General features: G+C 30.7%; 11 protein-coding genes and 2 pseudogenes. All 13 read left to right on the plus strand.

Features of this window, described 5'->3' with window-relative positions; genetic code table 11:
- Nucleotides 1–57: 57 nt before the first annotated feature.
- Entirely contained in the window at nucleotides 58–1,029 is a 972-nt protein-coding gene (gene legB, locus AJ889_RS00005) for a 4,6-dehydratase LegB (RefSeq protein WP_002786732.1), read from the plus strand.
- Nucleotides 1,022–2,176 carry an aminotransferase LegC gene (gene legC, locus AJ889_RS00010; RefSeq protein ID WP_002935944.1) on the plus strand — a complete coding sequence of 385 codons (1,155 nt, stop codon included), beginning with the start codon at nucleotides 1,022–1,024 and terminating at the stop codon, nucleotides 2,174–2,176. The genes legB and legC overlap by 8 nt, the downstream gene beginning before the upstream one ends.
- Nucleotides 2,177–2,285: 109 nt before the next feature.
- Nucleotides 2,286–2,881 (plus strand): annotated as a pseudogene (locus AJ889_RS09495) (transferase).
- Nucleotides 2,882–2,900: 19 nt separating this feature from the next.
- On the plus strand, nucleotides 2,901–3,611 hold the full coding sequence (locus tag AJ889_RS09055; protein ID WP_002902138.1) for a 3-hydroxyacyl-CoA dehydrogenase NAD-binding domain-containing protein: 711 nt from the start codon (nucleotides 2,901–2,903) through the stop codon (nucleotides 3,609–3,611).
- 117 nt (nucleotides 3,612–3,728) lie between these two features.
- The gene (locus AJ889_RS00035; RefSeq protein WP_002792714.1) at nucleotides 3,729–4,850 is read left to right on the plus strand and encodes an N-acetyl sugar amidotransferase; all 1,122 of its coding nucleotides are present in this window, start codon (nucleotides 3,729–3,731) and stop codon (nucleotides 4,848–4,850) included.
- Nucleotides 4,851–4,867: 17 nt separating this feature from the next.
- Nucleotides 4,868–5,543 (plus strand): annotated as a pseudogene (locus AJ889_RS09060) (class I SAM-dependent methyltransferase).
- Nucleotides 5,544–5,582: 39 nt separating this feature from the next.
- Nucleotides 5,583–6,587 carry a N,N'-diacetyllegionaminate synthase gene (gene legI, locus AJ889_RS00050; protein WP_002876298.1) on the plus strand — a complete coding sequence of 335 codons (1,005 nt, stop codon included), beginning with the start codon at nucleotides 5,583–5,585 and terminating at the stop codon, nucleotides 6,585–6,587.
- Nucleotides 6,580–7,734 carry a GDP-N,N'-diacetylbacillosamine 2-epimerase (hydrolyzing) gene (gene legG, locus AJ889_RS00055; protein ID WP_032584809.1) on the plus strand — a complete coding sequence of 385 codons (1,155 nt, stop codon included), beginning with the start codon at nucleotides 6,580–6,582 and terminating at the stop codon, nucleotides 7,732–7,734. Before legI ends, legG begins: the two co-directional genes overlap by 8 nt.
- 8 nt (nucleotides 7,735–7,742) lie before the next feature.
- Entirely contained in the window at nucleotides 7,743–8,768 is a 1,026-nt protein-coding gene (locus AJ889_RS00060) for a nucleotidyltransferase family protein (RefSeq protein ID WP_002935053.1), read from the plus strand.
- On the plus strand, nucleotides 8,765–9,670 hold the full coding sequence (gene ptmF / locus AJ889_RS00065) for an L-glutamine-D-fructose-6-phosphate isomerase subunit (protein ID WP_032584808.1): 906 nt from the start codon (nucleotides 8,765–8,767) through the stop codon (nucleotides 9,668–9,670). Before AJ889_RS00060 ends, ptmF begins: the two co-directional genes overlap by 4 nt.
- Entirely contained in the window at nucleotides 9,663–10,370 is a 708-nt protein-coding gene (gene legF / locus AJ889_RS00070) for a CMP-N,N'-diacetyllegionaminic acid synthase (protein ID WP_002935050.1), read from the plus strand. Before ptmF ends, legF begins: the two co-directional genes overlap by 8 nt.
- The gene (ptmA, locus tag AJ889_RS00075) at nucleotides 10,370–11,140 is read left to right on the plus strand and encodes a flagellin modification protein PtmA (protein ID WP_002788728.1); all 771 of its coding nucleotides are present in this window, start codon (nucleotides 10,370–10,372) and stop codon (nucleotides 11,138–11,140) included. Before legF ends, ptmA begins: the two co-directional genes overlap by 1 nt.
- On the plus strand, nucleotides 11,140–11,259 hold a 120-nt coding region (locus AJ889_RS09500; protein WP_072213593.1), incomplete at its 3' end, for a motility accessory factor. The genes ptmA and AJ889_RS09500, both read left to right, overlap by 1 nt.

Here is an 11,259-nt window from a genome sequence, read left to right on the forward strand (position 1 = left end):
TTTAGAAGAAAAACTTAAAGAAAGAAAATTAGATAAATGGATGGAAAGGGTGAGAAGGTGAGAAATATTTTAGTTACAGGTGCTGATGGTTTTATAGGTTCTCATCTTTGTGAAAGTTTGGTCAAAAAAGGTTTTAAAGTCAGAGCTTTAAGTCAGTATAATTCTTTTAATTTTTGGGGACATTTAGAAAAAAGTCCTTTTTTAAAAGACATGGAAGTTATAAGTGGAGATTTAAGAGACAGTTTTTTTTGCGAAAAAATCACCAAAAATATAGATGCGATCTTTCATCTTGGCGCTTTAATCGCTATCCCCTACTCCTACACAGCCCCACAAAGCTATGTGGATACCAATGTCAATGGCACTTTAAATATGCTCGAAGCAGCTAAAAAAAACGAAATTTCGCATTTTATCCACACCTCAACAAGTGAAGTTTATGGCACGGCCTTTTATGTGCCTATCGATGAAAAACACCCTTTGCAACCTCAAAGCCCTTATTCTGCAAGCAAAATCGCTGCAGATATGATGGCGCTGAGTTATTATAATTCTTTTAATTTAAATGTCAATATTGCACGCCCTTTTAACACCTATGGACCAAGACAAAGCGCAAGGGCTATCATACCTACCATCATCACACAAATTTTAAGTGGAGCAAAGGAAATCAAACTAGGAGATTTAAGCCCTAAAAGGGATTTAAATTTTGTGCTAGATACTTGCGAGGGTTTTATCTCTCTTTTAAATTTAAAACATTTTGGAGAAGTTTATAATATAGGCTCAGGAGTGGAATACTCCATGCAAGAAGTACTTGATCTCATACAAAAAATTTTAGATTCTAAAGTAAAAATCATCCAAGATGAACAAAGATTGCGTCCTAAAAATAGCGAAGTTTTTAGACTTTGTTGCGATGCAAACAAGCTTAAAAAAGCTACAAATTGGCAAAGCAAAATAAGTCTAGAAGAAGGCTTGAGACAAAGCATAGAGTATTTTAAAGAAAATTTAGAAAATTATAAAAGTGAGCTTTATAATGTTTGAAAAAGAAATTTCTTTTATAAAAAGTCTTTTTAATAAAGAAAGTATCGCCCTACATGAGCCTTGTTTTATAGGCAATGAGAAAAAATATCTTTTAGAGTGCATTGATAGCGGTTTTGTTTCAAGCGTGGGAGAATTTGTAACGCGTTTTGAAGAAGCTTTAAAAGAAAAAACCAAAACACGCTTTGTCATCGCTACAAATACAGGCACAGCAGCCCTTCATATCGCTTTACTAGCTAATGGTATCGATGAAAACTGCGAAGTCATCACTCAAAGCATAAGCTTTGTCGCTACGGCCAATGCTATCGCTTATACAGGTGCAAAACCCGTTTTTTTAGATATAGATGAAAACACTCTAAGTTTAAGTCCTAAGGCTTTAGAGCATTTTTTAGAAAATCAAACTTATCAAAAAGATAATCTTAGCTATAACAAAACCACACACAAACTCATCAAAGCTTGTGTTATTATGCACACCTTTGGTTTAAGCGCTCATATAAAAGCCATCAAAGAACTTTGTGAAAAATACCACATCCTTTTAATTGAAGATGCCGCAGAAGCCTTAGGAAGCACCTATGAAAACAAGGCCTTAGGCACTTTTGGAAAGTGTGGAATTTTAAGTTTTAATGGCAATAAAATCATCACAGGTGGATGCGGTGGGGCGATATTAAGCGATGATGAAAATTTAGCTAAACTTGCAAGACACCTTAGCACCACAGCTAAAATCCCCCATCCTTACGAATACGATCATGATAGGATAGCTTATAATTACCGTCTTTGCAATATAAACGCAGCAATCTTGCTTGCAGGACTTGAAAATTTAGAACTTTTTTTAGAAAACAAAAGAGAACTTGCTAAAATTTACAAGGATTTTTTTAAAAATCACGATAAATGTAAATTTATCGATGAAAAAAGCAATGAAAAAAGCAATTTTTGGCTCAATACCTTGCTTTTTAAAGATGAAAATTTAAGAAATATCTTTTTAGAAGAATGCTTGAAAAATAATATTTTCGTCCGTCCTATATGGAAAAGCTTACCGAGTTTAAAAGCTTTTCAAAACTGTCAAAGCAATGAGCTTATAAACACTAAAAATTTAGAAAAACGTTTGGTTAATTTACCTAGTAGCGTTAGAATAGCAAATAAAAAGGAATGATGCGTTGCAAAATTTAATTCAAAGCATTAAAAAAATTTTAATAAGAAAAAATATGAGAGTAGCGGGGGGGGGGATTTGATTTTTTTACTTCTTCTTTTAGGAGAAGTGCGTGAAAAATGTCATCATCATAGGAGCGGGTGGCTTTGCTAGAGAGCTTTATTCTTATTTAAAAGATGCAAATTACGAAATTATAGGCTATATTGATATACAAGAAAATATTTTTTTGACTTAAAATATCTAGGCAATGAAGATAACTTCGATAAAAAGTTGATTCAAAAAGCATCTTTTGCTTTAGGTGTAGGACAAATCAATTTAAGAAAAAAAATCCTTGTAAAACTTTCAAAAAAATCATGTAATTTTATCACTTTTATACATCCTCAATCTTTTGTTTCAAAAGAAGCTAAAATAGGACAAGGGGTTATAGTGTGTCCTTTTGTAACCATTAATGCTAATTCAAATATAGGAGATTTTGTGCTTTGTAATATTTATTCAAGCATAGCTCATGGTTGTAAGGTAGGAGAAGGAAGTATTTTAAGCCCTTATGCTACACTTAATGGAAATTCAAGCATAGGAAAAAATTGTTTTTTAGCTACTAGAGTTAGCCCGTTGCCTTGCGTAAACTTAGAAGATAACTGCATAGTAAGCGCAGGTAGTATTATTAGCAAAACTACACATCCAATCAACTTATTTTTCATAAAAATATAATTAAAACAAGAAAAAAACAATGAAAAAAACTAATATCATAGACTTTGGTTTAATGGGTAAGCAAATAAGTGCTTTATTTTATTTGTTAGGCCATGAAATAGGTGTTTATAATAAAAGCAAGCTCAATATATACGAATTTGAAAAACAAATAAAACTTCTACAAAGAAAAATAGATTTTTCTAATTTTAACGCCGGAAAAATAAACATTTACCAACATATAGAAGATCTTAAAAATAGCTTGACTATAGAAAGCTTAAATGAAGATTTAAATTTAAAAAAAGAAATCATGCAAATTCTTAGAGACAATAATAATATAGTTTTTTCGAATTCAAGTTCTTTGAGTATGGATGATTTAAACTGCGATTTTATACATTTTTTCAATACTATTTATATCAAATTAATAGAACTTTGTGATTCTAATTTAGAACGATTTACCCCATTGAAAGATCTTAAAAAATTAGGATTTCATATCATTTGCAGTAAAGGCAATCGAGGAGCTTTGGCAAATTTACTTTTGTTCAATGAAATTTCATCATTTTTTAAAATTATAGAAAAATACGATTATAATTTCAAAGAATGTCAAACAGTTTATGATTTGCTTTATGAAAAAAGAAATTTGTTAAATATTATCGACACTATAGGCATAGAACTTTGTAATAAAATTTGTAAGAATTTAAAAGAAGATGATGAAAATTTTTACCATCCAAAAATCTTTAAAAAGGCCTTATAAAAAGGAATTTTAGGTAGAAAAATAAAACAAACATAAGTGATATTTTATAAAATAAGCAAATATTAATTTAATATTTTATATAATCTAATATTTTTATTAATATTGAAGGGATGGGGAATGATTTATTGTGATCACTGCGTGATGCCAAATACTAGACCTGGTATTAATTTTACAAAAGATAAAGAAGGTAAAAATATCTGTTCAGCTTGCATCAATCATAAAAATAAAGAAAATATTGATTATAAAGCAAGATTTAAAGAGCTTGAAGCCTTATGCGATAAATACCGCAGAATGAATGGAAAATTTGAATATGATTGCGCTATTGCCGTAAGTGGAGGTAAAGATTCGCATTTTCAAGTGCATATCATGAAAGAAAAACTTGGAATGAATCCTATTCTTTTTAGCGTTGAAGATAATTTCACCATGACTGAAGCAGGTAAGAAAAATCTTAAAAATTTAAGTGAAACTTTTGGTTGTCATATTATTAGCTTAAAGCCTGATATCAAAACTCAAAAAAAAGTTATGCTAAAAACCTTTGAAAAATATGGAAAACCCACTTGGTTTATTGATAGACTGATTTACAGCTATCCTTTTGCTATGGCTTTAAAATTTAATACACCTTTATTGGTTTATGGAGAAAATGTTAGTTATGAATATGGAGGTAGTGATACCGAAGAAACTCCTAGCGCTAAAGAAATATTTTTAAATGGTGTAGCTAGTGATTTAAATATAAATGAATTTATAGATGATGAAATCAAAGAAGAAAATTTGCAACTCTTTTTCAATCCAAACAAAGATAAACTCGATAAACTTAACCCTATCTATCTAAGTTATTTTGTAAAATGGAATTCTTATAGCAATTATATTTTTGCTAAAAGTCGTGGTTTTACTGATCTAGAAGGCGAATGGGATAGAACAATGTGTGCAGAAAATTTTGATCAAGTTGATAGTATAGGCTATATCCTACACGCTTGGATGAAATACCCTAAATTTGGTCATGCTTGTGCGAGTGATTACGCAGCTCGTTTCGTGCGTTATGGACTTTTAAGCAGAAAAGAAGCTATTGAACTTGTGCAAAAAAGAGATCATAAGCTTGACAATAAATGCGTTGAAGATTTTTGCAATTTCATAGGTATTAGTAAAACTACATTTTGGAAAATAGTAGAAAAACATTACAATATGGATTTATTTTATAAAAATGATTTTGGAGAATTTAAATTAAAAAACAAATTACAATAAAAATATAAAGGAAAAAAATGCAAAACTCATTAGAAGCTTATACAATGAAATATAATGAAAATGGATACGGATTACTTTTTCCAGATGGTCATGTAGTACGTTTTTATGAAAGAATTTTAAAATACAAACTAAATAAAATAAATGGAAATTTACTTGATTTTGGTTGTGGCAATGGTGTACATTCAGCGTATTTTCAAAGCAAAGGGTTTAAAACTTTTGGAATAGATATAGTTCCAAGTTTAAAAGAAATTTGGGAGCAAAATATTAGCGGGGGGGGGGTATTGTAAAATTATAGAACCAAATTCTAGCATCAAAGGACTTTTTGATGAAAATATGGATATTATCTTTGCAAATCAAAGTCTTTACTACATACCTCTAAAAGAACTTAAACAAAATATTTTAGAATTTTACGAACTTTTAAACACAGGTGGAATACTTTTTGCTACAATGATGAGCAAGAAAAATTATTATTTCTCCCACAGCCAAAAAGAAGAAAAAAATGGCTTGAGTAAAGTTGAAATCAAAGGTAGACTAAACGAAACGAGTTTTATACATTTCATCGATAAAGTCGAAGATCTAGAAAATCTTTTTCAACCTTTTGAAACTTTATTTCTAGGAGATTATGATCCTATTAATTTTTATAATTTTGAAGGATCAGCACACCATTATGTTTATATAGGTATTAAAAAATAAAATTTTGCCTTTATTTTAAGGCAAAATAAAGGCAAAACTATGAAAAAAACCCTCATCATCGCAGAAGCAGGAGTTAATCACAATGGTGATTTAAATTTAGCTAAAAAGTTAATAGAAATCGCAGCAGATTCAGGCGCTGATTTTGTTAAATTTCAAAGTTTTAAAGCCAAAAACTGTATCAGCACAAAGGCTAAAAAAGCACCCTATCAGCTTAAAACCACAGCTAGTGATGAGAGTCAGCTTCAAATGGTACAAAAACTCGAACTCGATATTAAAGCTCATAAAGAGCTTATCTTACACGCAAAAAAATGCAATATTGCCTTTCTTTCTACTCCTTTTGATCTTGAAAGTGTAGATCTTTTAAATGAGTTAGGCTTAAAAATCTTTAAAATTCCAAGCGGAGAAATCACCAATCTACCCTATCTTAAAAAAATTGCAAAGCTTAATAAAAAAATCATACTTTCAACAGGTATGGCAAATTTAGGCGAGATAGAAGAAGCTTTAAATATGCTTTGTAAAAATGGCGCTAAACGCCAAAATATCACTCTTTTACACTGCACTACAGAATACCCTGCCCCTTTTAATGAAGTCAATCTTAAAGCCATGCAAAGCTTAAAAGACGCTTTTAAGCTTGATGTGGGTTATTCTGATCACACTCAAGGCATACACATTTCTCTAGCTGCAGTTGCCTTGGGAGCTTGTGTAATAGAAAAGCATTTTACTCTAGACAAAAATATGTCAGGGCCTGATCATAAAGCAAGCCTAGAACCTCATGAACTAAAAACGCTTTGTACTCAAATAAGACAAATACAAAAGGCTATGGGTGATGGCATAAAAAAAGCAAGCAAAAGCGAAAGAAAAAATATCAACATAGTAAGAAAAAGTTTAGTCGCTAAAAAAGATATACAAAAAGGAGAAATTTTTAACGAAGAAAATCTTACTACCAAACGCCCAGCAAATGGTATAAGTGCTATGAGATATGAAGAGTTTTTAGGTAAAATTGCTACAAAAAACTACAAAGAAGATGAGCTTATCTGTGAGTAAAAGAAAAATTTGTATAGTCAGTGCAACAAGGGCTGAATGGTATCTTTTAAGAAATTTATGTCATGAAATTCAAAACGATAAAGATCTAAGCCTTCAAATCATCGCTACAGGGGCACATTTAAGCCCTGAGTTTGGACTCACTTATAAAGAAATAGAAAAAGAATTTAAAATAACTAAAAAAATCCCTATCCTGCTTGCAAACGATGATAAAATAAGCCTTTGTAAAAGTATGAGTTTAGCTTTTAGTACTTTTAGCGATGCTTTTAAAGACTTAAAGCCTGATATGGTGGTCATTTTAGGCGATCGTTATGAAATGCTTAGCGTAGCAAGTGTATGTCTATTGATGCACATACCTTTAGTGCATTTATGTGGCGGGGAGCTTACTTTAGGGGCTATCGATGATAGTATAAGACACAGCATTTCAAAAATGTCACATTTACATTTTGTAAGTCATGAAATTTATAAAAAAAGGCTTTTGCAACTTGGAGAAGAAGAAAAAAGGGTTTTTAATATAGGTTCTTTAGCTTCTACTATCATAAAAAATATGAATTTTTTAAACAAAAAAGATTTAGAAAAAACCTTAGAAATGAAACTAGATAAAGAACTTTACTTAATCACTTATCATCCTTTAACCTTAAATGTAAAAAATACTCAAAAAGAGATTAAAACCTTACTTAAAAAACTTGACACCCTTAAAAATGCAAGTTTGATTTTTACCAAAGCAAATGCCGATGAAAATGGACTTTTAATCAATGAAATTTTGCAAAATTACTGCCAAAAAAACTCACACAAGGCTAAACTTTTTGATAATCTTGGCTCACAAAAATACCTAAGTCTTATGAAAATAGCCAAGGCCATGATAGGCAATTCTTCAAGTGGTATTAGTGAAAGTCCTTTTTTTAAAACTCCTTGCATTAATATAGGCGATAGACAAAAAGGGCGTTTAAGAACTCAAAATATCATTGATTCCGAAATCAACGATCTTGATCAAGCTTTTGAAAAATTAGAAAGCAAAGAATTTAAACAAAATTTAAAAAATTTTAAAAACCCTTATGATAATGATAAAAATCCCAATAAATTCATAAAAACTTGCCTAAAAAATGTAAATTTAGATACAATTTTACATAAAAATTTCATCGATTTATAAGGCTTAGTGTGGATATAGACAAACTCAAACTCACCCCTGATTCTAGCATAAAAGAAGCTTTAAAAATAGTCGGGCAAGAACGCGTTAGACTAGGCATTATAGTTGATAAAAAGGATAAATTTTTAGGAGTCATTAGCGATTCAAACATCAGAAAAGCTTTAATTAGCGGCAAAACTTTAAAAGATAGTATCAAGGATATTTACACTAAAAATCCCATCACCATAAAAGAAAACACAAGCAAAGAAGAACTTTTAAAACTTTCTGCCAAAACCGATATTTATGATTTTCCTGTTTTAGATGAAAAAGGGCAAATTCTTTCCATAAAATCTGTCTCATCGCTTTTAAAAACCAATCCAAACTCCATTATCATCATGGCTGGAGGCTTAGGCTCTCGCTTAAAAGAGCTGACTAAAGATACTCCAAAACCTATGTTAAAAGTAGGCAAAAAACCTATTTTAGAAAGCATAGTCCAAAGACTTAAAAATCAAAATTTTGAAATTTTTATCTTTTGTGTGAATTATAAAAAACAAATCATAGAAGATTATTTTCAAAAAGGGCAAAAATTTGGGGTTAAAATTTCTTATATTAAAGAGCGTAAAAAACTAGGTACAGCAGGGGCTTTAAGCCTTATAAAACAAGAATTTAAAGAAAGTTTTATCGTTATGAATGCAGACATTTTAACCGAGCTTGATTTTAATGATCTTTTAAAAGCGCATAAAAAATCAAAAGCTTTAATGAGCGTTTGCGTGCGTGAGTTTGAGCAACAAATTCCTTATGGAGTGATCACTCAAAAACAAGGTTTTATAGAAAATATAGAAGAAAAACCTACACAAAAATTCCTAGTAAGTGCGGGGATTTATGTACTTGAAAATGAAATTTTAAATTTAATTGCTAAAAATGAATACCTAGATATGCCAGAACTCATCAAACTCGCTCTACAAAAAGGTAAGGTAAATACCTATATCATCAATGATTATTGGATCGACATTGGAAGGCCAGATGAGTTTTTAAAAGCCAATGAGGATTTTAAATGAAAGTCTTAATCATAGGCTTTGGAAGCATAGGAAAAAAGCATTTTTTAGCCTTAAAAAATTTAAAGTATGAAGTAAGTTTGCTTTCTTTAAGTGCTAAAAAAGAAGAGTTTGAAAAAACTCAAATCTATTGTTCCTTAAAAGAATGTCATTTAAATGAATTTGATCTTTTTATCATCGCAAATATCACCACAGAGCATTTTAACACCTTAAAAGCTTTAAATGAGCTTGTAAAAGATAAAATCATACTCGTAGAAAAACCTTTATTTGAAAAGGTGCAAAATTTTACAAGCTCAAAAAATCACATTTATGTAGCGTATTTACTGCGTTTTCATCCTGTGATTGTAGCTTTAAAAAAACTTTTAAAAGGTGAAAAAATTTATTTTGCTAGTTTGGTTTGTAATTCTTATTTGCCCCATTGGAGGGCTTTAGACTACAGGCAAAATTACAGCGCTAAAAAAGAGCTAGGTGGTGGGGTTTTACTCGATCTTTCTCATGAAATCGATCTAGCCTTTTTTCTTTTTGGAAACTTAGAGCTTATATACTCCCAAAATGCTAAAATTTCAGAGCTTGACATAACAAGCGATGATTTTGCCTTTTTGGTTTTAAAAAATTCACAAAAAGCTAAAATTCATATAGAACTAGACTATTTTTCTAAATTTAACAAAAGAGAAATTATCATCCATACTTTAGAAAAAAGCTTTAAAGCCGATTTGATAAACAATAAAATCGAAATTTATCACAAAAATCAAAGTCAAAAAATCTTAAATTTTGAAAATGATACGATAAAAACCCTTCAAAATTTACATCATGCAGTCTTTGAAAAAGACAAAGAACTTTGCGATCTTAAGCAGGCTTTAAAAGTGCTTGAAATTTGTGATGAAGTAAGGAAAAAAAATGGCTGAAATTTTATGTACTATTTGTGCTAGGGGTGGTAGCAAAGGCGTTAAAAACAAAAATATTAGAAAGATTAACGAACTTGAAATGATAGCTTATAGCATCATACAAGCTCAAAATTCAAAGCTTTTTAAACACATAGTCATAAGTACTGATAGTGATGAAATCGCAAGTGTAGCCCAAAAATATGGCGCTGAAGTTTTTTTCAAAAGAGAAGCTCATCTTGCCAATGATCGGGCTGCAAAATTTCCTGTCATGCGTGATGCCTTGCTAAGAAGTGAAGAGCATTTTAAAATGCGTTTTGAAACTCTCATAGACTTAGATGCTTCAGCCCCGCTTCGCTCAAGCCTTGATATAAAAAAAGCTTATGAAAGTTTTGTTGAAAATGATAATTCCAATCTTATCACCGCAGTTCCCGCTAGACGCAATCCTTATTTTAACCTCGTAGAAATACAAAATAACAAGGTAGTAAAATCCAAAGAAGGAAATTTTACCACTCGCCAAAGTGCCCCAAAATGCTATGATATGAACGCTAGTATTTATATCTTTAAAAGGGATTATCTTTTAGAAAATGATAGTGTTTTTGGCAAAAACACAGGGCTTTTTGTAATGGATGAAAGCACAGCTTTTGATATTGATAGCGAGCTTGATTTTAAAATCGTAGAGTTTTTAATCTCTTTAAAAAATTTATCGTCAAAGGATTTTTAATGCTTGAAAATAAAATCATCTTTGTAGCAGGAGCTTGTGGGCGTATAGGTAAAGCGCTTTGTCAAAAAATACTTCTTAGCAAAGGTATCCCTATACTCGCAGATATCAACAAAGAACGCTTAAATAAATTGCAAGAAAATTTAGAAACAAATTTTAAAACAAAACTTTTAAGCTTAGAACTTGATATCACTAAACAAGAAAGCTTACAAACCGCCCTTCAAAAAAGTCAAGAAAGATACGGCAAAATCGATGCTTTTGTTAACTCAAGCTATCCTTTTGGCAAAGATTGGGGTAAAACGCCTTATTATGAACTCAAATACGAACAAATTTGTGAAAGTTTAAATTTACATTTAGCAGGCTTTATGCTAGCCGCTCAAGAATTTGTGAAATTTTTTAAACAACAAGGCTATGGTAATATCATCAATCTTAGCTCCATCATGGGAGTTTATGCGCCAAAATTTGAAAACTATGAAGGCACTTCCATGCAAAGCTCTTTAGAATACAGTGTGATAAAAGCAGGGATTAATCACATGAGCTCTTGGCTAGCTAAAGAGCTTTTTAATCAAAACATACGCGTTAATACCCTAGCAAGTGGAGGAATTTTAGATAATCAAAATGAACTTTTTTTAAAAGCTTATAGAAAATGTTGTGCAAGCAAGGGTATGTTAGATGCTGATGATATATGTGGAACTTTGGTGTTTTTGCTTAGTGATGAGAGTAGATTTATCACAGGGCAAACCTTAGTGGTAGATGATGGATGGGGCTTATGATGATCTTCACCCCTACCCAAAAAGAACTCTTTAACAAAAACATTGAGGCTTTAAGTAATATTCTTTTAAAAGAAAGTTTAAAAGAAATTAAATCAAGTAAATTTGAACTTATCTTAGGT

The organism is Campylobacter sp. BCW_6468, from assembly GCF_001762865.1.
GTDB classification, from domain to species: Bacteria; Campylobacterota; Campylobacteria; order Campylobacterales; family Campylobacteraceae; genus Campylobacter_D; species Campylobacter_D jejuni.

Bases quoted from the DNA above. Each gene is read 5' to 3' on its own strand.
- legC (WP_002935944.1), top strand. From the start codon at position 1,022: ATGTTTGAAAAAGAAATTTCTTTTATAAAAAGTCTTTTTAATAAAGAA.
- AJ889_RS09055 (WP_002902138.1), top strand. From the start codon at position 2,901: ATGAAAAAAACTAATATCATAGACTTTGGTTTAATGGGTAAGCAAATA.
- AJ889_RS00035 (WP_002792714.1), top strand. From the start codon at position 3,729: ATGATTTATTGTGATCACTGCGTGATGCCAAATACTAGACCTGGTATT.
- legI (WP_002876298.1), top strand. From the start codon at position 5,583: ATGAAAAAAACCCTCATCATCGCAGAAGCAGGAGTTAATCACAATGGT.
- ptmF (WP_032584808.1), top strand. From the start codon at position 8,765: ATGAAAGTCTTAATCATAGGCTTTGGAAGCATAGGAAAAAAGCATTTT.
- legF (WP_002935050.1), top strand. From the start codon at position 9,663: ATGGCTGAAATTTTATGTACTATTTGTGCTAGGGGTGGTAGCAAAGGC.
- ptmA (WP_002788728.1), top strand. From the start codon at position 10,370: ATGCTTGAAAATAAAATCATCTTTGTAGCAGGAGCTTGTGGGCGTATA.